At 70.8% G+C, this 23,112-nt stretch carries 19 protein-coding genes and 1 pseudogene; 9 read left to right on the top strand and 11 right to left on the bottom strand.

What is annotated here, in order from left to right; all coding sequences use genetic code 11:
- Positions 1–120: 120 nt before the first annotated feature.
- Both ABZY11_RS26495 and ABZY11_RS26490 read right to left on the bottom strand, forming a co-directional pair.
- On the bottom strand, positions 121–1,698 hold the full coding sequence (locus ABZY11_RS26495; protein ID WP_356481533.1) for a PucR family transcriptional regulator: 1,578 nt from the start codon (positions 1,696–1,698) through the stop codon (positions 121–123).
- Positions 1,699–1,843: 145 nt separating this feature from the next.
- Positions 1,844–4,279 carry an ATP/GTP-binding protein gene (locus tag ABZY11_RS26490; protein ID WP_356481532.1) on the bottom strand — a complete coding sequence of 812 codons (2,436 nt, stop codon included), beginning with the start codon at positions 4,277–4,279 and terminating at the stop codon, positions 1,844–1,846.
- Between the two features lie 243 nt (positions 4,280–4,522).
- On the opposite strand from ABZY11_RS26490, the gene gabT reads away from it, so the two are divergent.
- On the top strand, positions 4,523–5,863 hold the full coding sequence (gene gabT, locus ABZY11_RS26485; protein ID WP_356481531.1) for a 4-aminobutyrate--2-oxoglutarate transaminase: 1,341 nt from the start codon (positions 4,523–4,525) through the stop codon (positions 5,861–5,863).
- Positions 5,864–6,011: 148 nt separating this feature from the next.
- Entirely contained in the window at positions 6,012–6,851 is an 840-nt protein-coding gene (locus ABZY11_RS26480; protein WP_356481530.1) for a phosphatase PAP2 family protein, read from the top strand.
- Here the strand turns inward: ABZY11_RS26480 and ABZY11_RS26475 are convergent.
- From ABZY11_RS26475 to ABZY11_RS26440, 8 genes are all read right to left on the bottom strand, one after another.
- Positions 6,802–8,628, bottom strand: a complete 1,827-nt coding sequence (locus ABZY11_RS26475; protein ID WP_356481529.1) for a glycoside hydrolase family 18 protein — start codon at positions 8,626–8,628, stop codon at positions 6,802–6,804. The two genes, ABZY11_RS26480 and ABZY11_RS26475, sit on opposite strands and share 50 nt — an antisense overlap.
- A 165-nt stretch (positions 8,629–8,793) precedes the next feature.
- On the bottom strand, positions 8,794–9,255 hold the full coding sequence (locus ABZY11_RS26470; RefSeq protein ID WP_356481528.1) for a hypothetical protein: 462 nt from the start codon (positions 9,253–9,255) through the stop codon (positions 8,794–8,796).
- Positions 9,256–9,404: 149 nt separating this feature from the next.
- Positions 9,405–10,820: an FAD-dependent oxidoreductase gene (locus ABZY11_RS26465; protein ID WP_356481527.1), complete on the bottom strand. Its 1,416-nt coding sequence runs from the start codon at positions 10,818–10,820 to the stop codon at positions 9,405–9,407.
- Between the two features lie 24 nt (positions 10,821–10,844).
- Positions 10,845–11,645, bottom strand: coding sequence for an ABC transporter permease (locus ABZY11_RS26460; RefSeq protein WP_356481526.1), 801 nt, complete (start codon positions 11,643–11,645; stop codon positions 10,845–10,847).
- A complete protein-coding gene (locus ABZY11_RS26455; RefSeq protein WP_356481525.1) occupies positions 11,645–12,574 on the bottom strand; it encodes an ABC transporter permease in 930 nt (309 codons plus the stop codon). Before ABZY11_RS26455 ends, ABZY11_RS26460 begins: the two co-directional genes overlap by 1 nt.
- Positions 12,571–13,719 (bottom strand): ABC transporter ATP-binding protein, encoded by a 1,149-nt coding sequence (locus ABZY11_RS26450; protein WP_356481524.1) that lies wholly within the window; start codon positions 13,717–13,719, stop codon positions 12,571–12,573. The genes ABZY11_RS26455 and ABZY11_RS26450 overlap by 4 nt, the downstream gene beginning before the upstream one ends.
- Positions 13,720–13,777: 58 nt before the next feature.
- Positions 13,778–15,025, bottom strand: coding sequence for a spermidine/putrescine ABC transporter substrate-binding protein (locus ABZY11_RS26445; protein ID WP_356481523.1), 1,248 nt, complete (start codon positions 15,023–15,025; stop codon positions 13,778–13,780).
- 42 nt (positions 15,026–15,067) lie between these two features.
- The gene (locus ABZY11_RS26440) at positions 15,068–16,582 is read right to left on the bottom strand and encodes a gamma-aminobutyraldehyde dehydrogenase (RefSeq protein WP_356481522.1); all 1,515 of its coding nucleotides are present in this window, start codon (positions 16,580–16,582) and stop codon (positions 15,068–15,070) included.
- Between the two features lie 207 nt (positions 16,583–16,789).
- Here ABZY11_RS26440 and ABZY11_RS26435 point away from each other — a divergent pair, with 207 nt between their 5' ends.
- Positions 16,790–17,338, top strand: coding sequence for an NADAR family protein (locus ABZY11_RS26435; protein ID WP_356481521.1), 549 nt, complete (start codon positions 16,790–16,792; stop codon positions 17,336–17,338).
- A gap of 51 nt (positions 17,339–17,389) precedes the next feature.
- On the opposite strand, the gene ABZY11_RS26430 is transcribed toward ABZY11_RS26435, so the two are convergent.
- The gene (locus ABZY11_RS26430) at positions 17,390–18,121 is read right to left on the bottom strand and encodes a DUF4190 domain-containing protein (RefSeq protein WP_356481520.1); all 732 of its coding nucleotides are present in this window, start codon (positions 18,119–18,121) and stop codon (positions 17,390–17,392) included.
- Between the two features lie 133 nt (positions 18,122–18,254).
- On the opposite strand from ABZY11_RS26430, the gene ABZY11_RS26425 reads away from it, so the two are divergent.
- The 6 genes and pseudogenes from ABZY11_RS26425 to ABZY11_RS26400 all read left to right on the top strand — a co-directional run.
- The gene (locus tag ABZY11_RS26425) at positions 18,255–19,289 is read left to right on the top strand and encodes an adenosine deaminase (RefSeq protein ID WP_356481519.1); all 1,035 of its coding nucleotides are present in this window, start codon (positions 18,255–18,257) and stop codon (positions 19,287–19,289) included.
- Positions 19,290–19,311: 22 nt separating this feature from the next.
- Entirely contained in the window at positions 19,312–20,016 is a 705-nt protein-coding gene (locus tag ABZY11_RS26420) for a glycerophosphodiester phosphodiesterase (RefSeq protein ID WP_356481518.1), read from the top strand.
- A gap of 67 nt (positions 20,017–20,083) precedes the next feature.
- The gene (locus ABZY11_RS26415; protein WP_356481517.1) at positions 20,084–20,908 is read left to right on the top strand and encodes an SAM-dependent methyltransferase; all 825 of its coding nucleotides are present in this window, start codon (positions 20,084–20,086) and stop codon (positions 20,906–20,908) included.
- A gap of 13 nt (positions 20,909–20,921) precedes the next feature.
- Positions 20,922–22,115 carry a histidine kinase gene (locus ABZY11_RS26410; RefSeq protein ID WP_356481516.1) on the top strand — a complete coding sequence of 398 codons (1,194 nt, stop codon included), beginning with the start codon at positions 20,922–20,924 and terminating at the stop codon, positions 22,113–22,115.
- Positions 22,112–22,858 carry a response regulator transcription factor gene (locus tag ABZY11_RS26405; RefSeq protein WP_356481515.1) on the top strand — a complete coding sequence of 249 codons (747 nt, stop codon included), beginning with the start codon at positions 22,112–22,114 and terminating at the stop codon, positions 22,856–22,858. Before ABZY11_RS26410 ends, ABZY11_RS26405 begins: the two co-directional genes overlap by 4 nt.
- A gap of 56 nt (positions 22,859–22,914) precedes the next feature.
- Positions 22,915–23,112: pseudogene (locus ABZY11_RS26400) on the top strand (peptidase); the annotation flags it as partial.

The raw sequence follows: 23,112 nt of genomic DNA, 5'->3' as shown, positions 1-23,112 counted from the left end.
GTCTTGCCCCCACCGTAGGGCCGCGAGGCCGCCCTGGCGTTTGTCCGGGGTGGAGCAGTGCGCGACGGGGACGCTCCGGTTTGTCGGATGCGGACGGAACACGCGATTCCGCCGGGGCGGCTACGTCTCCGGCGCCGACGCGGTGCTCGTGGCCTTCAGCGCCAGCCACAGCTCCATCCGGACGTCGGGATCGTCCAGCGAGCGGCCCAGGATCTCCTCCACCCGGCGCATCCGGTAGCGCAGTGTGTGGCGGTGCACTCCCAGGTCCGCCGCGGCCGCGTCCCACTGGCCGTGGTGGGCGAGCCAGGCGCGCAGCGAGGCCACGAGGTCGCCGCGGCCCTTGGCGTCGTGTTCGTGCAGGGCGCGGAGCATTCCGTCGGCGAAGGCCCGCACCGCGTCGTCCGCGAGCAGCGGGAGCACCGAGCCGGCCGCCAGCTCCTCGTGCTCGACCAGTGCCCTGCCCCGGCGGCGGGCCACCGACAGGGCCTGCTCGGCCTGCTTGTAGGCGGCGGAGACGGCGATCGGGCCGGCCGGCGCGGAGAGGCCCACGACCACCTGGCCCTCCTCCGTCTTCGTCCCTTCGGCGGGCGTCCGCGCCTCCTGTGCCTCCGCGTACGCCGTGCAGGCCGCGACCGCGGCTCCGCCGTCCGCGGCCAGGACGACGAGCCGGTCGCCCTCGGGAACGGTCAGCAGGGTCTCGCCGGTCCGCAGCGCCGCCGCCTCCATCGCCTCGCCGAGCGACGCCGGGGTGGCCGGGTCGGACGCCTCCGCGATGAGCAGCCGGAACGGGGCGTCGAGCAGCCCCCCGTACAGGTCCCCGGCGACGGCCCTGGCGTGGTCCGGCTGGCCGGCCAGCAGCATGCGCAGCACCGCCGCGCCGAGGCGCTGTTCGGCGCCCTGGAGGGACCGGGAGCGTGCGGTGGTCAGGGTCAGCAGGGCGACGGCGGAGTGCACGGCGTACCGCTCGGCGGTGCCGAGTGCCGCGCCGGTGCCGACGGCCAGTGCTCCCCGGACCCGGCGGCCGGTGCCCAGGGACTGGAGCTCGACCCGGTCGTCGGTGTCGCCGACGACGACGCTGGCCGGGGCCGGGCGGTCCCGCAGCCGTTCCACGTCGGGGGTGAGCCGGGCGGCCCGGCGGGCGGCCCACTCGGGGGCCGCGGCGACGACCTGGCCGGCCGCGTCGTACAGCGCGGCCCAGCCGTCGAGGTGTGCGGCGAGCCGGGTGAGGAGTTCGCCGGGTCCGTCGCCTGCGAGTGCGGCCCTGGTCAGTTCCCGCTGCACCTCGAACCCGGCCGTCACGGCCCGGTACTGGTCCTCGGCGATCGCCGAGGACACGGCCTTCGCGATGGCGATGAACGGGGTGCGGCGCGGCACTTCGAGGAGTGGCAGCCCGGCCTCCTCGGCGGCGTCGATCAACGCCTGCGGCACCTCGTCGTAGTTGACGCCGACGGCGAAGCCCAGGCCGACGACTCCGGCCCCGGCCAGCCGCCGCACGTACCGCCGCATCGCCTCGGGGTTCTCGGCGTCGAGGTTGGTGGCGGTGACGAGCAGGAACTCGCCGCCCTCCATGTACGGAACCGGGTCGGCCAGCTCGCTGGCGTGCGCCCAGCGCACGGGCGCGTCGAGCCGGTCCGCCCCCGCGCGCACGGTGAGTTTGAGCGCCGAATGCTGGACGAGCGAGGCGAGAGTGAGGGGCATGGGGACCGCTGGACCTCGGGGAGTCGGTTTTCGCCGTCCCGTATGAACGACTGCTGCCAATTCTGCCAGAGCGGCAGGGTCCGGCATGACCATGCCCGGTGCGCCCGGCTTCTGCTCCGGCGACTCCCCCGGGCCGGGCCGGCGGTCAGTCCCCCAGCCGTACCAGCAGCGGGGGCGCGTGTTCGCCGTCGACCGTCGTCAGGGAGAGGACCGCGTGCCCGGCGGGCAGTTCGTAGGCCAGCGCGGAGGCGGACCAGCGTTCGCGTTCCACCTGTCGCACGGTGACGGCGTCGACGGTGACCGCCTTGCCGGTGGCGAGCTTGCGCAGGGCATGCATCGCGCGGGTGAACGGCTGGTCGGCGAAGACCCCGTGCTGGGCCACCTCGCGTACGGAGACCCACTCCTTGCCCCAGGTCTCCGAGAAGCGCTTCCCGTCCCAGGTGGTGACGCCCGAGAAGATCATGCCGCACCCCACCGCGCCCAGCAGGGCCGCGTGCAGACCTTCGGGAACGTCGTCGATGGTACGCAGGGCCAGCACGGCACCGGCGTTCACCGACCTGAGCCGCCGGAGTCCCTGAACGGTCTCGGCGGTGACCGTGTGAGTCGCGTCGTCCAGCACCAGGCAGGCGAAGATCGAGCGGTCGGTACGGGCGGCGACGACCGCGTTGAACTGCGCGAGGACGAGACGGTTCAGCACCCTGGAGGCCCCGGCGTGGGCACGTTCCGGCAGGTCGATCCTGACCCTGAGCGGGTGCTGTCCGAGAGACCGGAGGGAGAAGGGCCGGGCCTCCTCGCCGGTGGCGAAGAACCCGGCGAACGCGGGCCGGTCGAGAAGGGCGACACGATCGGCCAGTACCGGCGCGGGGTCTCCCGAGCCACCCGTCTGCCGGGTCCGGGCATCCAGCTCTCGGAGCATGGCCGAGTGGCCGCCCGCTTCCAGGGAACGGCGCAGCTCGCCGAGGGCGGACTCGTCCCCGGCCAGCAGTTCCCGCAGCACCGGCACCGCCGGGAAGCATCCGTGGACGAGCCGGTAGGGGCCGAGCAGCTGGGCCAGGACCAGGGCCGCGCGTCGGCCGTCCAGGCCGGGAACGTCTCCGGCCAGCCCTTCCGCGAGGACGGCCGCGGCCTCGTCGGGGTCGGTCGCCCCGCCGTACAGATCGAAGTCGTGGACGGACGAGGGGTCCCCGATCTTCACGACGACGTCGTAGGCGTCGTCGGGACCGAGCGGAGCCCCCGCGGCGCCGACGGCGAGCACCGCCGCCCGGCCCGTCAGGGCCTGAAGAGCCAGGCTCTCCACGACCGGGCGCACCAGCCTCGCCGTCTTGCCCGCGCCGGGCGGGCCGACCGCCAGCAGGGACGTGCCCAGGACGGCGGGGTCCAGGGCCACTCCCGAGCCCCTGCGCGCGTACGGGTTCCGCTCGTCGTCCGGGCAGCCGCCGATGCGGACCTGGCCGACCAGCAGATCGTGGCGCGCGGTCCGGAGCGGGAGGTCCCGGCGTCCCGAGGGATGCAGAAAGGCGTCCGCCCCCCGGCGCACGACCGTCCCGTCGAAGGATGCCGGACCGTCGTGACGTGCCCGGGTCCGCGCCCAGGCGTGGTTCACACGGGCACAGTCCACGTCGTTCATGCGCCCGCCGCGCACGGCCGAGGTGAGCACCTCCGCCGCGTCGGCGAGACCCGCGGCCCGCAGCTCCGGCCAGTGCGCCGCGTCCGTTCCGGTCTCGGGGGACGGACTCCGCTCGTCCTGCGGCCGGGTCGTGACACGACGTGCCACGCGGTCACGCAGGGCGGCGCGCCAGCGCCCGGTCCGGGCGAACGGCCACACGACCACGGCGGTCACGAGCGCGTAGGCCCCATAGGCGACCACGGCTGCCAGGTACTCGTTCCCACCGCCCTGCAACCAGCTCTGCGGGATCAGGTACAGGACGACGTCCAGCAGCGGCACCTTGCTGCTCCAGACCAGCCACAGCGCGAGCAGGGCCCCGACGCCCGAGAGCATCAGCCGGGCACGGTCCGGACGGGGCCCCGCCCAGTACCGGAAGAGCCCGGCCCAGTTCCCGAGGCGGGCGGCCCACAGCCCCGCGAGCAGCACCAGCGCCTGGTAGTAGAGCGTCTGGATGTTGTACGCGGCGGGCGGGACGTAATACCGCAGCCCACCGATCGTCCACCACTCCCCCGGCGTAATCACCCGCAGCGGCACATCCACGTACGGAATGCTGAAGTCCGCCAGCAGGAACCAGAGCAGCAGCCAGAGCAGCAGGACGATCAGCGGCCCGAGCAGGGAGGGGCGCGGCGGCCGCTCGGCGGGACGCGGCACGTGTCCGTATCGCCAGACGCCCGGCGCGGCGGCGGGGCGGACGGTGTTCAGCCACTCGGCGGTCGACGGCCCGGCCCCCGGGAGACCGGCGGGCACCGGCGGAGCCGCGGGCGGCCCGGTCCGGGGAAGACCGACGGGCATCGGCGGGGCGGCGGGCGGCGGTCCGGCCGGGCGCGGCACCGGGCGGCGGGGCACATCGAAGTGGCCGCCTCCTCGCTCCGTACCACTAGTGCCACGCACACCGTGCGCGTCGTCGCTCGTCATGAACCGTTGCCCCCTGACCGGCCGGGTCCGTCCGCTGCCCCGGCCAATCTAGTGCGCACGCACGGCGAGTTCAGCAAGGCTCCCCCGGATCGGGGCCCCGTCGCCCGGCCCGCGCACCCCCTCGCTATGTCCGTGACGGACAACGGCGCACGACCACCACTCCCGAACGGAACATGCCGTACCCCGGGCCTCGCCCATAGCCTGCACCAAGAAGCGTCCGAAACATCCCCCCAGGAGCCCCTCATGACCGCAATCCCGCAGGAGCGCCGCGTCGTCACTGCCATTCCCGGCCCGAAGTCGGTGGAGCTGCAGGCCCGCCGTCTGGAGACGGTTGCCGCAGGTGTGGGCTCCACCCTGCCGGTGTTCACCGCCCGCGCCGGTGGCGGGATCATCGAGGACGTGGACGGCAACCGTCTGATCGACCTCGGCTCCGGCATCGCCGTGACGTCGGTCGGCGCCTCCGCCGAGGCCGTCGTGCGCCGCGCCTCCGCGCAGCTCGCCGACTTCACCCACACCTGTTTCATGGTCACGCCGTACGAGGGGTACGTCGAGGTCTGTGAGCAGCTCGCCGAGCTGACGCCGGGCGACCACGCCAAGAAGTCCGCGCTGTTCAACTCGGGCGCCGAGGCCGTCGAGAACGCGGTGAAGATCGCCCGCATCCACACCAAGCGCACCGCGGTCGTCGTCTTCGACCACGGCTACCACGGCCGCACCAACCTCACGATGGCGCTGACCGCCAAGAACATGCCGTACAAGCAGGGCTTCGGCCCGTTCGCGCCCGAGGTCTACCGGGTGCCGGTGGCGTACGGCTACCGCTGGCCGACCGGCGCCGAGAACGCCGGTGCCGAGGCGTCCGCCCAGGCCATCGACCAGATCAACAAGCAGATCGGCGCGGAGAACGTCGCCGCGATCATCATCGAGCCGGTGCTCGGTGAGGGCGGCTTCATCGAGCCGGCCAAGGGCTTCCTCCCGGCGATCGCCCAGTTCGCCAAGGACAACGGCATCGTCTTCGTCGCCGACGAGATCCAGTCCGGCTTCTGCCGCACCGGCCAGTGGTTCGCCTGCGAGGACGAGGGCATCGTCCCGGACCTGATCACCACCGCCAAGGGCATCGCGGGCGGTCTGCCGCTGTCCGCCGTGACCGGCCGCGCCGAGATCATGGACTCCGCCCACTCCGGCGGCCTCGGCGGCACCTACGGCGGCAACCCGGTCGCCTGCGCGGGTGCGCTCGGCGCCATCGAGACGATGCGCGAGCTGGACCTGAACGGGAAGGCGAAGCGCATCGAGGAGGTCATGAAGGGCCGCCTCACCGAGATGCAGTCGAAGCTCGACAACGGCGACATCATCGGTGACATCCGCGGTCGCGGCGCGATGATCGCGATCGAGCTGGTGAAGTCCGGCACGAAGGACCCGAACCCGGAGGCCACCGCGAAGCTCGCCAAGGCCTGCCACGCTGAGGGCGTGCTGGTCCTCACCTGCGGCACGTACGGCAACGTCCTGCGCTTCCTCCCGCCGCTGGTGATCGGCGAGGACCTGCTGAACGAGGCGCTCGACGTCATCGAGCAGGCTTTCGGCCGGATCTGACCTGTGCGAACCCCGGCGGCTCCGGAAAGTGTTCCCGCAGGGGATACGAGGGGCCCGCGTGTGGGCCTGTGAAGAACGTGTGGGGGGCCGATGGCGGGATCTGTTTCCCGCTGTCGGTCCCCCATCGGCTGCCGTACGGTTTCCGCAGATGAGAGAAACACCCCGCCCGCAGGGGACTGCGGGCGATGCCTGGCCGGAGCTTCCCCAGCGCCGTCCTGGCCGTGCCTTCGCGCACACCGCTGGAGCCTCTGGCTCCGGAACTCCTCACCGATCGGATGGCCGCCCGCCCCAGACCCCCCGGGGCGTGCGGCAAACCGGTCCGACCGGCCGCCCCGGAACCACCCCCCCTGTTCCCGGGCGGCCGGCTCTTTTCCTTTCCCTGGGTCTGTCCCTCCTGGCGCTCTTCGCGCTGACCGCCTGGCAGGTCGCGGCGGACGGCCCGCTGCGCGCGGCGGACGAGCGAACCGGCCGGGCCGTCGTCGGACACGGCCCCGCCCGGCTGACCGAATTCCTCGCCGATCTGGGCAATATGCAGATCGCGCTCCCGGTACTGGGCTGCGCGATCGTCCTCGCCCTGGTGCGCGGTGCGCGCCGTGAGCCGCTGTTCGCGGCGTTCACCATGGGCGCGGTGCCGCTGTTGGTCGTTCCGCTGAAGGCCTGGATCGCCCGTCCGGGCCCGCTGACGGACGCCACCGGCTACTTCCCGTCCGGCCATGCGGCGACGGCCGCGGTGGCGTACGGGGCGGCGGCGCTGCTGGTCGCGCCGTACGCGGCGCGGGCGTGGTCATGGGTGATGCCCGTCGCCGCTGTCCTGCTGACCACGGCGACGGGCATCGGTCTGGTGCTGCGCGGCTATCACTGGCCGCTGGATGTGCTGGGCAGCTGGTTCCTGTGCGGGGCGGTGCTCCTGCCGCTCGGTCTCTGCTGCCGGAGCAGCCTCAGCTGCCGAAGTAGGCGTCGAAGTTCTTCGAGAACTCCCCGTTGTTGAATCGGTCCCAGTTGATCGACCAGGTCATCAGCCCGCGCAGCGCGGGCCAGGTGCCGTGGGTGGCGTAGGAGCCGCAGTCGGTCTTCCTGGTCAGGCAGTTCAGCGCCTTGGTGACCTCGGCGGGCGAGGTGTGGCCGTTGCCTGCCTGGGGGGAGGCCGGCAGGCCGATGGCGACCTGGTCGGGGCGGAGCGCCGGGAAGACCTTGGTCCGGTCGCCCGCCACCGGGAAGCCGGTGAGCAGCATGTCGGTCATGGCGATGTGGAAGTCCGCGCCGCCCATCGAGTGGTACTGGTTGTCCAGGCCCATGATGGAGCCCGAGTTGTAGTCCTGGACGTGCAGCAGGGTCAGGTCGTCGCGCAGTGCGTGGATGACCGGGAGGTAGGCGCCCGCGCGGGGGTCCTGGCCGCCCCAGGGGCCGGAGCCGTAGTACTGGTAGCCGAGCTGGACGAAGAAGGTCTCGGGGGCCATCGTCAGGACGAACTTGTCGCCGTACTTGGCCTTGAGGGACTTCACCGCGGAGATCAGGTTGACCACGACCGGGGTGGTCGGGTTGCGGAAGTCGTTGTCCCCGGTGTTCAGCGAGAGCGAGTGGCCCTCGAAGTCGATGTCGAGGCCGTCCAGACCGTACTCGTCGATGATCTTGCTGACCGAGGAGACGAAGGTGTCGCGGGCGGCGGTGGTGGCGAGCTGCACCTGGCCGTTCTGGCCGCCGATGGATATGAGCACCTTCTTGCCCGCGGCCTGCTTGGCCTTGATGGCCGCCTTGAATTCGGCGGCCGACTCGACGTTCGGGCATTCGGTGACCGGGCAGAGCGAGAAGCGGATGTCACCGGAGGTGACCGAGGTCGGCTCGCCGAAGGCCAGGTCGATGACGTCCCAGGAGTCGGGCACGTCCGCCATCCGCGTATAGCCGGAGCCGTTGGCGAAGCTGGAGTGCAGATAGCCGACGAGCGCGTGGGCGGGCAGGCCGCCTCCCCCGCCTCCGCCGCCGCCCGCCGTGGTGGTGGCCGGGACCGCGGCGGATCGGGCGGACTCTCCGGCGGGGTTGGTCGCGGTGACCTGGAAGCTGTACGCGGTCGAAGCGGCGAGGCCCGTCACGGTGGCGGAGGTGCCGGTGACCGAGAGGACCTTGGTGCCGCCCCGGTAGACGTTGTAGCCGGTGGCCCCGGAGGAGCCGGTCCACGAGAGGTCGACCGAGGAGGCGGTGACCGTGCCGGCCTTGAGTCCGGTGGGCGCCGCCGGAAGCTCGGCCGGGGCACCGCCGGGGCCGATCAGGGTGAGGTCGTCGGCGTAGTAGGCGGGGGTGCCGTACCAGCCGTGGGTGTGGACGGTCACCGAGGTGGTGGACGGGCCGGTTCTGAAGGTGGTGGTGAGCTGCTTCCAGTCGGCCGGCGACTGGGTCCAGGTGGACACGTCGGTGGTCCCGGTGCCGGCCGCGCCGAGGTAGACGTAGGAGCCCTGGACCCAGGCGCTCAGCGTGTAGGTGGAGTCCGGCTCGACCGTCACCGCCTGGGAGCACTTGGCGTTGTCGCCGCCGGCCGGGGTCGCCTTCAGCGCCGAGGTGCCGCTGTGCGCCGGTGTGCTGACGGCGGCTCCGCTGCCGCCGGTACAACTCCAGCCGTCCAGGCCGGACTCGAAGCCGCCGTTGCGCGCCAGGTCGGTGTCGGCAGCGGCGGCGGAGGGAGCGAAGGCGGTCAGACCGCCGGCGGCGAGCAGCGCCGCCGCGAAGGCGGCCACGAATCCGGTAAATCGGGCGGGGGGTCCCGTGCGTTCCACAACGGCCTCCGTGCATGGGGGAATTGAGTGCGGCCGCCACAACATGGTCCAGACCAATCAGGTTGTCAAGACCTCTGACAGCACCGGGGCGCCTGCCCGGCCGCCCGCGTACACCGTTCCCGCCTCCCGCCCGGCCGCCCTCGTAACCGCCCGCCCCCGCAGCCGTCAGTCCCCGCCGCTCTCGGCCTTCCCGGCCGCCGCCTCGTGCATCGCGAGTTCCAGAAGTGTCGCGTCGGTGAGGGTTCCCGAGCCGTCCGGCGGGATCAGCCAGCGCACCCCGCCGTTGGCCTCCCGGCCCGGACAGGGCACAACGATCCAGGTTCCCCGCCCCACTCCCCGTATGCCGGTGCCGACCCAGCGGGCGACGGTGCCCGGCGGCACGAAGAAGCCCATGCGGGCGTCGCCGAAGTCGGAGAGAACAGGACCGGGTCTGTCGATGAGGCGGGTCAGTACGTCGAGTGTGGGGTAGCCCAGCTCCCCCGTAAGAATCAGCACGTCCCAGCGCCGGCCGGCGGGAAGGAGCGCGACCCCGCGGGGATCGCGCTCCCATTCCCACCTGCACGCATCCGGATCCGGCGCCACCGATGCGAGCCATTCGACTGCTGCTTCGACCCCCGTGTCGGCCATGGCCTGTCTCCATTCCGTGTGCACCGGCCATGCATTGCCGGTGCGTTCACACGGGAGAGAGAGGTGGCGCCGATCGATTACGCGGGTTCGGACAAGGAATTTGCAATGAACCGGCCGGTCACCCCCCGGGGGTGACCGGCCCGCCGGACTCAGCTGTCGAAGCCGAGCCCCAGCCGGTCCATCGTCCGCAGCCAGAGATTACGGTGCCCGCCGTTGCTGTCCGCCCTGGCCAGGGACCTCTTGGTCAGCTCGATCCCGGCCCAGGCGAAGGGCTCCGGCGGGAACGGCATCGGCTTGCTGCGGACCATTTCCAGCGTGGTCCGTTCGTTCTGTTCGGCCGCCAGCAGATCGAGCATCACATCGGCCCCGAAACGGGTGGCGCCGACGCCGAGTCCGGTGAATCCGGCGGCATAGGCGACCCGGCCCTGATGAGCCGTGCCGAAGAACGCGGAAAAACGCGAACAGGTGTCGATCGCCCCGCCCCAGGCATGGCTGAAACGGACCCCCGCCAACTGAGGGAAACAGTCGAAGAACTGGCCCGCGAGCTTGAGGAAGGTCTCCGGACGCTGATCGAGATCGGCGCTCAGCCGGCCGCCGTACGGATAGATCGCGTCATAGCCGCCCCACAGGATCCGGTTGTCGGCCGACAGCCGGAAGTAGTGGAACTGGTTGGCGCTGTCGCCAAGCCCCTGCCGGTTCTTCCAGCCGATGGAGGCGAGCTGGTCCGCGGTGAGCGGCTCGGTCATCAGCGCGTAGTCGTAGACCGGCACGGTGAACGGGCGCACCCGCTTGACCAGCGACGGGAAGATGTTCGTGCCGAGCGCGACCCGGCGGGCGAAGACCCTTCCGTACGGGGTGCGGACCGCCATTCCCGTGGTGGACCTGGCGAGTTCGAGCCCCCGGGTGTGCTCGTACATCCGCACCCCGAGATCGAGACAGGCCCGCTTCAGACCCCAGGCCAGCTTGGCGGGGTGCAGCATGGCGACCCCGCGCCGGTCCCAGAGGCCGCCCAGGAATGTCGGTGAATCGACTTCGGCGCGCAGCGCGTCCCGGTCCAGGAAGTCCGTCCCGGTGAAGCCGAGCTTCTCCGCCTCCTGGTGCCATTCATGGAGCTCTTCGAGCTGGTGGGGCTCGGTGGCGACATCGATCTCGCCGGTGCGCTCGAATTCGCAGTCGATCGAATAACGGGCGACGGCGGCCTCGATGGCGTCGAGGTTGCGCTCGCCGAGTTCCTCCAGCTTGTGGATCTCGTCCGGCCAGCGCTCCAGGCCGTTGGGCAGGCCGTGGGTGAGGGAGGCGGCGCAGAACCCGCCGTTGCGGCCCGAGGCGGCCCAGCCCACCTCGTGCCCCTCGATCAGTACGATGTCCCGTTCCGGGTCGCGTTCCTTGGCGATCAGCGCGGTCCACAGTCCGCTGTAGCCGCCGCCGACGACGAGCAGATCGCAGTGCTCGTCACCGGTGAGCGCGGGCAGCGCCTCGGGCTTGCCGGGGTCGTCCAGCCAGAACGAGACCGGCTTCGCGTCCGAGAGCGATTGTGCAGCAGTACGCATGGCAACTGGGGCCATGGTTTCCAACTCCTTCAGAGCTTTCTATCGTGCGCTGTTCTTGCGCCGGTTCGCGATCAGCTGGCCGACGACCACCACCATGACGGCAATGATGAACATCGCCGTTCCGATGACGTTGATCTGCACGGGCGTGCCGCGCTGTGCCGATCCCCAGACGAACATGGGGAAGGTCACGGTGGAGCCCGCGTTGAAATTGGTGATGATGAAATCGTCGAAGGAGAGCGCGAAGGCGAGCAGCGCTCCCGCCGCGATTCCGGGAGCGGCAATCGGCAGCGTCACCCGCAGGAAGGTCTGCACGGGTCCGGCGTACAGATCGCGGGCCGCCTCCTCCAGCCTCGGGTCCATCGACATCACGCGCGCCTTCACGGCCGTCACGACGAAGCTCAGACAGAACATGATGTGCGCGATGAGGACCGTCCAGAAGCCCAGCTGTGCGCCCATGTTGAGGAAGAGCGTGAGCAGCGAGGCGGCCATGACGACCTCGGGCATCGCCATCGGCAGGAAGATCAGCGAGTTGATCGCGCCGCGCGCCCGGAAGCGGTAGCGGACCAGCGCGAAGGAGATCATCGTGCCCAGCACGGTCGCGCCGATGGTTGCCCAGACGGCGATCTGCAGGGACAGCGAGAGCGAGCCGCACATGTCGGCGACGCCGCAGGGGTCCTTCCAGGCGTCCAGCGAGAAACGCTGCCAGGAGTAGTTGAAGCGCCCGTTCGGCTTGTTGAACGAGAACACCATGACGACGATGTTCGGAAGGATCATGTACGCGAGGGTCAGCAGACCCGCGATGACGATCAGATTCCGGCGGATCCAGCGCAGTACGGGCATCAGACCAGGTCCTCCGTCCCGGAGCGGCGGATGTAGACGGTGACCATGATCAGGACGACCGCCATGAGGATGAAGGAGAGCGCGGCCGCCGTCGGATAGTCCAGGACCCGCAGGAACTGGGTCTGGATGACGCTGCCGACCATCTTCGTGTCGGTGGAGCCCAGCAGTTCCGCGTTGACGTAGTCACCGCTGGCCGGGATGAATGTGAGCAGTGTTCCGGAGACGACACCCGGCATGGAGAGCGGGAAGGTCACCTTGCGGAAGGTGGTGGCGGGGGTGGCGTACAGATCGCCGGCCGCCTCGTGCAGTCTGCCGTCGATCCGCTCCAGCGAGGTGTAGAGCGGCAGGATCATGAACGGCAGGAAGTTGTACGTGAGACCGCAGACCACCGCCATCGGCGTGGCCAGCACCCGGTTGGACTCGGTCCAGCCGAGCCAGCTGGTCACGTCCAGGACGTGCAGGGTGTTCAGTACGTCGACGACCGCGCCGCCGTCCGCGAGGATCGTCTTCCAGGCGAGCGTGCGGATCAGGAAGCTGGTGAAGAAGGGCGCGATGACCAGCACCAGGACGACGTTGCGCCAGCGGCCCGCCTTGAACGCGATGAGATACGCGAGCGGGTAGCCGAGCAGCAGGCACAGGATGGTGGCGGTGCCGGCGTACAGCAGGGAGCGGATGAACTGCGGGTAGTAGTCCGTCAGCGCGTCCCAGTAGGTCTGGAAGTGCCAGGTGACCTCGAATCCCTTCTCCAGGGATCCGGTCTGTACGGAGGTCGATGCCTGGTAGACCAGCGGCAGTGCGAAGAAGACGAGCAGCCACAGGATGCCGGGGAGCAGCAGCCAGTAGGGGACGAGGCGCTTGCGGGTGGAGGGCTTGCGCAGCTTCGGCTCCACCGTGACGGGCGCCGGTGGCGCCTCCTTGGTGACGGTCACGCCGCGTCCTCCACCGTCTCCACACCGGCGTCGATGTCCTGGGCTGCGTCCAGGCCGAAGGTGTGCGCGGGGTTCCAGTGCAGAACGACCTCGGCGCCGACCGTGAGTCCCGCGCGCCTCTCGACGTTTTGCTCGTACACATGGAGCGCCTTGCCGGCCGGGCTCTCCACCACGTACTGGGTGGACACCCCGATGAAGCTGGAGTCGACGATCCGGCCGGTGACCCGGTTGCGGCCGTCGGCGATCTCGTTCGCGTCGTCGGCGTGCGCGAGCGAGATCTTCTCCGGGCGGATACCGAGGAGCAGCTTGCCGCCGTTCGTGGTCGGGGCCGCACACCGGTCGGTGGGCAGTCGCAGCTTCCCGCCGCCCGCGGCCACGACGATGTCCGTGCCCGCGGAGACGACTTCGCTCTCGATGAGGTTGGAGGTGCCGAGGAAGTTGGCGACGAAGGTCGTCCTCGGGTTCTCGTACAGATCGGCGGGGGCACCGAGCTGCTCGACCCGGCCCCCGTTCATCACCGCGACGGTGTCGGCCATGGTCATGGCCTCCTCCTGGTCGTGGGTGACGTGGATGAAGGTGATGCCGACCTCGGTCTGGATGCGCTTGAGCTCCAGCTGCATCTGGCGGCGCAGCTTGAGGTCGAGGGCGCCGAGCGGTTCATCGAGCAGGAGTACCTGCGGGTGGTTGATCAGGGCGCGGGCGACGGCGACGCGCTGCTGCTGGCCGCCGGAGAGCTGGTGCGGCTTGCGCTTGGCGAAGTCTCCGAGCTGGACGAGCTCCAGCATCTCGTCGACCTGCTTCTTCACCGACTTGATGCCACGCCGGCGCAGACCGAAGGCGACGTTCTCGGTGATGTCGAGGTGCGGGAAGAGGGCGTAGCTCTGGAAGACCGTGTTGACGGGCCGTTTGTACGGGGGAAGCCCGGTGATGTCCCGGCCGCCGAGCGAGACCGTGCCGGTGGTCGCCTCCTCCAGGCCCGCGATCATCCGCAGGGTGGTGGTCTTGCCGCAGCCGGACGCGCCGAGCAGCGCGAAGAAGGAGCCCTGCGGGACGGTCAGATCGAGCGGCTTGACGGCTGCGAAGGAGCCGTACGTCTTGCTGATCCCGGTGAGGCGGACGTCGCCGCCTGTCTGCTGCTGTGTCATGGATCGCGGTCCCAGTGGTGTCAGAGGGAGATCGGGGCAGGGAGGAATGGCGCGGCGGTCAGGCGCCGATGAGCTTGGCGAACTTCTCTTCGTACGCCGTCTCTTCCTTGGCGGTCAGGGAGCGGAAGGCGTGCGACCGTGACGCCATCTCCTTGTCCGGGAGGATCAGGACGTTGTCGGCCATCGCCTGGTCGATCTTCGCCAGCTCGTCGCGGACCCCGTCGACCGGGCAGACGAAGTTGATGTACGCGGCGAGCTTCGCGGCAACCGGCGGCTCGTAGTAGTAGTCGATGAGCTTCTCTGCGTTGGTCTTGTGCCGGGCCTTCACCGGGACCATCAGGTTGTCGCTGGATATGACGTAACCCGCAGCCGGGATCGCGTACTTGATGTCCGGATTTCCGGCCTGAAGCTGGATGATGTCGCCGGCCCAGGCGACGCAAGCGGCGATGTCGCCCTTGTCGAGGTCCGCGGTGTAGTCGTTGCCGGTGAAGCGGCGGATCTGGTTCTTGTCGACGCCCTTCTGGAGCCGGCCGATCGCGGCATCGTAGTCCGCGTCGGTGAAGTTGCCGGGGTCCTTGCCCATGTCGAGCAGGGTCATGCCGATGGAGTCGCGCATCTCCGAGAGGAAGCTGACCCGGCCCTTGAGCTTCGGGTCGTCGAGCAGCTGGCTGACGGAGTCGACCTTGCGGCCGCCGGTCGCCTTGGAGTTGTAGGCGATGACGGCGGGGATGCCCGCCCAGGGGTACGAGTAGGCGCGGCCCGGGTCCCAGTCCGGGGAGCGGAACTGGGCCGAGAGGTTGGCGTAGGCGTGCGGCAGGTGCGAAGGGTCGAGCTTCTGCGCCCAGCCGAGACGGACGACGCGGGCGGCCAGCCAGTCGGTGACACAGATGATGTCGCGGCCGGTGTCCTGACCGGCCGCGAGCTGCGGCTTGATCTTGCCGAAGAACTCGACGTTGTCGTTGATGTCCTCGGTGTACTTGACCTTGATCCCGGTGCGCTCGGTGAACGCCTCCAGGGTGGGCCGGTGCTTGCCGTCCTCGGTGACGTCCATGTACTCGGTCCAGTTGGAGAAGTTGATCTGCTTCTCCTCGGCCGAGTGGTCGTCGGAGGCGGCGGCATCCCCTTCCCGCTTGGCGGGCGGGATGCCGCACGCGCTCAGCGTGCCCAGCCCGCCGATCGCCAGCGCCCCCATGCCGGAGGCGCGGATCAGCGATCGGCGGGTCAGAGCGCCCCGGCCGCTGGTGAGACTGCGTCGCATCGCGGCGATCTGGGCCGCGGAGAGGCGCTCCGGCTCGTACTGCTCCATGCGCGTTGCCCTTTCGGGTGTGTGTGGCCGGGGTCGGCCGGGTTATCGGTCCCCGAAGATCGTGCGGTGCCAGTCCTTGCGGGTGACCGCGGTGTTGTCGTACATGACGTGCTTGACCTGCGTGTACTCCTCGAAGGAGTACGAGGACATGTCCTTGCCGAAGCCACTGGCCTTGTATCCGCCGTGCGGCATCTCGCTGATGATCGGGATGTGGTCGTTGACCCAGACGCAGCCCGCCTTGACCTCGCGGGTGGCGCGGTTGGCGCGGTACAGGTCGCGGCTCCAGGCGGAGGCGGCGAGTCCGTACGGGGTGTCGTTGGCGAGGCGGATGCCCTCGTCGTCGCTGTCGAAGGGCAGCACGACCAGGACCGGGCCGAAGATCTCCGACTGCACGATCTCGCTGTCCTGGGCCGCTCCGGCGACCAGCGTCGGCCGGTAGTAGGCGCCGGCCGCCAGTTCGCCGCCGGGTGCCTCGCCGCCGGTGACGACGGTGGCGTAGGCGCGGGCGCGCTCGACGAATCCGGCGACCCGGTCCCGCTGGGCGTGGCTGATCAGCGGGCCGAGGTCGGTCGACGGGTCGAAGGGGTCGCCGAGCCGGACGCTCTCCATGAGCTCGGCGACGCCCTGCACGAAGGCGTCGTACAGCGGGCGCTGGACATAGGCGCGGGTGGCGGCGGTGCAGTCCTGGCCGGTGTTGATGAGCGCTCCGGCGACCGCGCCGTTGACCGCGGCTTCGAGATCGGCGTCGTCGAAGACCACGAAGGGGGCCTTGCCGCCGAGTTCGAGGTGGAGGCGCTTGACGGTGGAGGTGGCGATCTCCGCGACCCGCTTGCCGACGGCGGTGGAGCCGGTGAAGGAGGTCATGACGACGTCGGGGTGGCCGACGAGGTGTTCTCCGGCCTCCTTGCCCGCACCGGTGACGATGTTGATCACGCCGTCGGGGATGCCCGCCTCGGTGGCAGCCTGGGCGAACATCAGCGAGGTCAGGGGGGTGATCTCGGCGGGCTTCAGCACGATGGTGTTGCCCGCGGCGATGGCCGGGAGGACCTTCCAGGCGGCCATCTGGAGCGGGTAGTTCCAGGGCGCGATGGAACCGACGACGCCGATCGCCTCACGGCGTACGTACGAGGTGTGGTCACCGTCGTACTCGGCGGCCGACTTGCCCTCCAGGTGGCGGGCGGCCCCGGCGAAGAAGGAGGTGTTGTCGACGGTGCCGGGCACATCGAACTCGGTGGAGAGCTTGATCGGCTTGCCGCACTGGAGGGACTCCACGTACGCGAAGTCGTCGGCCTGCTCGGCAAGGACCGCGGCGAAGCGGTGCATCGCCTCGGCCCGCTCGGCGGGCGTCGCACCCGACCAGCCCGGGAACGCCTCGCGGGCGGCCGCCACGGCGGCGTCCACGTCGGCGGTGCCCGCCAGCTCGTAGGTGTAGACGGTCTCGCCCGTCGCCGGGTTCACCACGTCGTGGTGACGTCCCGATGTTCCGGACCGCAGCTTTCCGCCGATGTATTGTGCGCCGTCCGCGAAGCGGTCCCGCACCTGGATGCCGTTGCCCATGACGATCTCCTCCGCCGCGTGCCCCGGAGCGCGGGGGCGGCGTAGCCTCTGCTCGATTTGACTGCCGATCCTGGCAGAGGGGAACAACCCCAACAAGTGATTCCGTTGTTGCCTTTTGGTTACGCGACGGAATCTGTCGACCATGTGTCGCGTCGGTGCGGAATTCCCCGTACGTAGTGTCAGTGGCGGATGCCAGAATCGCATGTCATGGAACACATGAACGATCTCCTGGCTCGGAGCGCGCGTGGCGAGAAAGTGAAGTACCTGCACTTCTGGGGGCACCGTCCCCGGCCCGACGGCCGCATCGGTGCGAGCTGTCTCAGTCAGTGGTGGCCGTCGCCCTTCACGGTCGACGGTGTGCGATACGCGTCGGCCGAGCACTGGATGATGGCCGCCAAGGCCCGTCTGTTCGGTGACGCGGAGTCGGAGGCCGCGGCGGTGGCGGCGAAGAGCCCGGCGGCGGCGAAGAAGGTGGGCCGGCTGGTCCGCGGCTTCGACGACGCGGTGTGGGAGCGCGAGCGGTACGGGCTGGTGCTGGTCGGCAGTGTGCACAAGTTCGGCGGCGATCCGGAGCTGCGGGAGTTCCTGCTGAACACCGGGGACCGGGTACTGGTCGAGGCGAGCCCGATGGACCGGATCTGGGGCATAGGCCTGGCGGCGGACGACCCGCGGGCGGCGAATCCGGCGAGCTGGCGCGGGCTGAATCTGCTGGGGTTCGCGCTGATGGACGCGCGGGCGGAGCTGCGCGCGTCCTGAGGCGGCCCGGACGCCCGACGGCCCGGCGGGGCCGGGCCGTTGGGCGGGGGACTAACGAGTGACGTCGACGACCAGCGACGTGGAGTACGGGTCGTCGTTGTAGCCGCTTTCTTCGAACTCCTCGGCGTGGGTGGCGAACAGCCAGATGAAGAAGCTGATGATCGCCACACCGAAGACGATGCCGATGGAGCCCATGATGATCCCGGCGAGCGCCTGACCACTGTTGGTCGCCTCACCGCGCTGCACCCGCTTGCGGCCGAGGATGCCGAAGATCAGGGCCAGTACGCCCAGGATCAGGCTGGGTATCCCGTAGATGCAGAACATGCAGATGGCCAGGATGCCGAGCACCATGGCCGCGGTACCCATGCCGTTGGAGGGCGGCGGACCGCCCCAGGGCGCCTGGGGATATCCGGAGTACCCCGGGTAGCCGCCGTACTGCGGGGCCGGTGCGACCGGGTAGCCGTACTGTCCCGCGACCGGCGGGACCTGCTGACCCGGCCCGTTCGGTCCGACCGGCGGGGGCGGTACCTCCCCCGGACCGGGACCGAATCCGGCTCCGGGCACCGGCCCGGTCTGCGTCGGCGAACCAAATCCCGGCGGCGGTGAATCGGCCGGAGCGGAGCCGTCCCCGACCCCCGGCATCGAGGCGACCGTGGGCTGGTTGTGCACAGCGGGCGGGCGAGGATCGCCGGCCGACTTCTCCAGCGGTACCTTGCTGTCCGGCGGAGCCCACGGATCGCGCGGCGCGGCCCCGCCCGCGGGCTGCTCTGTGTTGTCTGACATGGGCCTCCCCCATCGTGGTCCCGTCATGCTACGGCCCCGCTGCCTGCCGGTGGGCCCGGCCTACGATGATCCCCGTCCCCTGCCCGGCCGACCGTGCCCGGCGCCCGAACCGTTCCACGCCCCGGAGAGTCCGATGACCGATCTGCACCCCTTCATCGCGGGGCTGCCCAAGGCGGAGCTGCATGTCCACCATGTCGGTTCCGCGTCGCCCCGTATCGTCGCCGAGCTGGCCGCGCACCACCCCGACTCCAAGGTCCCCACCGACCCCGAGGCGCTCGCCGACTACTTCACCTTCACGGACTTCGGGCACTTCATCGAGGTGTATCTCTCCGTCGTGGACCTGATCCGCACCCCGGAGGACGTCCGGCTGCTGACCTTCGAGGTCGCCCGCGACATGGCGCGGCAGAACATCCGTTACGCGGAGCTGACCGTGACCCCGTTCTCCTCGACCCGGCGCGGCATCCCGGAACAGGCGTTCATGGAGGCCATAGAGGACGCCCGCAAGGCCGCCGAGGCCGAGCTGGGTGTCGTGCTGCGCTGGTGCTTCGACATCCCCGGCGAGGCCGGGCTCGAAGCGGCCGAGGAGACCACCCGGCTCGCCGTGGATTTGCGGCCCGAGGGGCTCGTCTCGTTCGGTCTCGGCGGTCCGGAAGTCGGTGTGGAGCGCCCACAGTTCAAGCCTTTCTTCGACCGGGCGATCGCCGCGGGCCTGCACTCCGTGCCGCACGCCGGGGAGACCACCGGGCCGCAGACCGTCTGGGACGCGCTCACCTTCCTGCGCGCCGAGCGCATCGGTCACGGCACCAGCTCCGTCCAGGACCCGAAGCTGCTGGCCCACCTCGCCGAGCACCGCATCGCGCTGGAGGTCTGCCCGACCTCGAACATCGCGACCCGCGCCGTGGCGGACATCGAGCAGCACCCGGTCAAGGAGATGGTGGACGCGGGCGTACTGGTCACCATCAACAGCGACGACCCGCCAATGTTCGGTACGGACCTCAACAACGAGTACGGGGTGGCCGCCCGCCTTCTCGGCCTGGACGAGCGGGGTCTCGCGTCGCTGGCGAAGAACGCCGTCGAGGCGTCGTACCTCGACGCGGCCGACAAGCGGACGCTGACCGCCGAGATCGACACGTACACGACGAACTGGCTGGAGCGCACGGGCCGGTGACCCCGGTGGTCACAATGACCCCATGGTCACCTCAGTCACCGCCGTGGCGCACCGCGGCGATCCCTACCGTGTCCGCGAGAACACGCTCCCCTCGATCCGCTCCGCCCTCGGACGGGGGGCGGACGCGGTCGAGATCGATGTGCGGCTCACCCGCGACGGCGTACCGGTCCTGCTGCACGACGCCACGCTGAAGAGGCTGTGGGGCCGGGAGGTGCGGCTCGACCGGCTGACCCACGCGGAGCTCACCGAGCTGACCCGGGGCGGTGTGCCCACACTGCGCGAGGCGCTGCTCGCCGCCGGGGCACACCGCGTCATGATCGATCTTCCGGGCTCCACCGACGGCTCCGTGCCGGAGATCGTCGGCGCGGTGCGCGAGTGCGGGGCCGGCGATCGGGCGTACTACTGCGCCGGTCCCGAGGCGATGCTCCGGGTGCGGGCCGCCGACCCGAACGCCGAGATCGCCCTGACCTGGACGACACTCGCACCGCCGCGCGCCGCACTGCTCGACGCGGTGCGGCCGCGCTGGCTGAACTACCGGTTCGGTCTGGTGGACCGGGAACTGACCGGGCGGCTGCACCGGGACGGGCTGCTGGTCTCCGCCTGGACGGCCGACACCAGGCGGACCATGCGCCGCCTGGTCCGGCACGGCGTCGACTCGATCACCACCAACCGGGTCGACGTCCTGCACGACGTCCTCGCCAACTCCTCGACGGACGGCCCCCGTTGACCGGTCCGGCATCATGGGCCTGCCCCATCGACCGTGATGCCGGGCCCGGAGCAGGAGGAGCAGTGACGTGACCGACCCCCGCAACACCCCCGTGCCCGACCGCATCCGTTCCGACGCGCCCGACCGCATCCGCTCCGACGTCGCCCACAACGCGCGGGTCTGGAACCACTGGCTCGGCGGCACGGACAATTACCCCGTGGACCGTGCGGTCGGCGACCGGGTCACCGGCCTGTACCCGAGCATCGGCGAAGTGGCCCGCGCCGACCGGGCGTTCCTGGGGCGGGCGGTCCGGTACCTGGCCGGTGAGGCGGGGATCAGGCAGTTCCTCGACATCGGCACCGGTCTGCCGAGTGCCGGCAACACCCATGAGGTCGCCCGGAGCACCGCGCCCGACTGCCGCGTCGTGTACGTCGACAACGACCCGACCGTGCTGGCGCACGCCCGGACGCTGCTCGCCGGTTCACCGCAGGGCGCGACCGTGTACATCGACGCGGACGCCCGCGATCCGGAGCGGATCCTGCGGGCCGCGCAGCCGGTCCTCGACCTGGAACGGCCGGTCGCGGTCATGCTCCTGGGCATCCTGAACTTCGTCCTCGACACGGACGAGGCCCGGCGCATCGTGCGTACGCTGATGGACGCGATGCCCTCCGGCAGCCATCTGGTGCTCACCCATCCCACGCTGGAGCTGGGCGGCGAGGGCAACGAGGCGGCCATGCGGTTCTGGAACGAGAACGCCACCCCGCCGATCACCGCCCGCGACCGCGCCGGGTTCGCCGCTTTCCTGACGGGGCTCGACCTCGTGGAACCGGGCATCGTGTCGTGCGCGCACTGGCGGGCCGAGCCCGGTGCGGCGCGGGTCGCCCAGTTCGGCGCGGTGGCGCGGAAGCCCTGACGGCGCCGGTCCGATGCACCTACGCGACATCATGGCGAGAGCGCTCGGAGCGGGCCCCCGCGCCGTCGACCTGCTCATCGCGCTGCTGGTCCAGGCCGCCATGACCATGCCGTTCGTCATCCCGCGCGCCCCGGAACTGCCGGACGCGACGTGGACGGCGTACGGGCTGACCACTCTGACGGTGCTGCCGCTGACCGCCCGCCGCCGGGCGCCGGTCCTGGTCCTCGTCGCCGTGCTCGCGGCCGGCGGCCTGTACCGGTTCACCATCGACGGTCCGGGCCAGCCGCTCCCGTACACCGGCCTGGTGGCGTTCTACACGGTGGCCGAACTCTCCCCGGCGCCGAAGCGGATCGGGATCGCGGTGCTCACGGCACTGGCGGTGCTGGTCTCGGTCGGGCTCGACAGCGACGCGCTCAGGGAGCTCCTCTTCTCCCTCTTCGTGTTCGCCGCGGCCTACGCCTTCGGCCGGCTCGCCGCGACGCGCAAGGCGTATCTGCATGCGGTGGAGGACCGGGCCCGTCAGCTGGAGCTGACCCACCGGATCGAGGCCGAACAGGCCGCGGCCCGCGAACGGGCCCGGATCGCCCGGGAGATGCACGACATCCTGTCGCATGCGGTGAGCCTGATGATCGTGCAGGCGGAGGCCGGTCCGGTGGCGGTCCGTACGGCGCCGGAGCGTGCCGAGGCGGCCTTCGACGCGATCTCGGAGACGGGCCGGGACGCGATGGCGCAGCTGCGCCGGATGCTCGGCGTGCTGCGGGAGAACGAGGGTTCACCGGACGCGCCGCGGGAGCCCCAGCCCGCGCTCGCGGAACTGCCCGGTCTCGTGGAGCGGGTGCGCGGCAGCGGACCGGCGGTCTCGTACGAGGTCACGGGCAGCCCCGGCGCGCCGGGCCTGGCGGTCGAGGCCACCGTCTACCGGATCGTGCAGGAGGCCCTGACGAACGTGGTCAGGCATGCGGACGCGACCACCGTCCGCGTTCGGCTGGATCATGGACCCGAGGCGTTGACCCTCACCGTCACCGATGACGGGCGGGGCCCCGGGGGCGGCTCCGGGCTCGGGCTGGTCGGCATCCGGGAACGCGCCGCCGCGCACGGTGGCACGGCCCGCACCGGCCCCGGTCCGGGCGGGCGGGGGTTCCGGGTCCGGGTGACGATTCCGCGGGCACGGCCGAAGACGGAGCAGAGGACAGAGGTGGGAAGTTGACGATCCGGGTGGTGGTGGCCGACGACCAGGAGCTGGTGCGCAGCGGCTTCGCGATGATCCTGGACGCGCAGTCGGACATCGAGGTGGTGGCCGAGGCGGGCGACGGTGCCACTGCGGTCGAAGCGGTGCGGCGGCTGGCGCCCGAGGTGGCGTTGCTCGACATCAGGATGCCCGGCATGGACGGTATCGAGGCCTGCCGCGCCATCAGCGCCGGAACCGGCTGCCGGACGGTCATGCTGACCACCTTCGATTCCGACGAGTACGTCTACGAGGCGCTGCACGCGGGGGCGAGCGGTTTCCTGCTCAAGGACGTCCGCCGCGACGACCTGGTGCATGGGGTACGGGTGGTGGCGGCCGGCGACTCGTTGCTGGCACCGTCGGTGGCTCGCCGGCTGATCGCCGAGTACACCTCGCGCCGGCCCGCCGCGGCCGTGGCACCGTCGGCGCACCTGGACGTGCTGACCGCCCGGGAACACGAGACGCTGCTGCACCTGGCGCGCGGGCTGTCGAACACGGAGATCGCCGCCGCGCTGGTCGTCAGCGAGCACACGGTGAAAACCCATGTCGGCAATGTGCTGTCCAAGCTGGGGCTGCGAGACCGGATCCAGGCGGTGATCTGTGCGTACGAGTGCGGGGTCGTGACTCCCTCTGCGGAGGGAGGTCCGGCCCTCGACTCCCCCGCGCAGGGGAGCAGGCCTCCCTCCGGCAAACCCCCGGCCGGGGGATCCGCGCGGGCGAGCTGATCAACAGGATGGAATCCATCAGCAGTTGGGGATTCCACGCCCAGGAGGCACCGGACATGAACGCCCGCACGTCCCGCACGGTCGTCGCAGCCGCACTGGTCCTCGGCATCGCCGCGGGCCCCGCCGCACCGGCCCTGGCAGCGGCCGGCACACCCGCGGCCACGGCCACCCGGCAGGAACCTGCCCGGGAGGCTCCGGACGCCGGGGCACTGCGGGCCGCGATCCGCGGGCTCCCGAAGGACGACGCCACGGCC

This window comes from Streptomyces sp. NPDC006510, assembly GCF_040611955.1.
Lineage (GTDB): Bacteria > Actinomycetota > Actinomycetes > Streptomycetales > Streptomycetaceae > Streptomyces.
The sequence above is the reverse complement of the archived record's forward strand: the minus strand, read 5'-3'. Positions and strand labels throughout refer to the sequence as shown.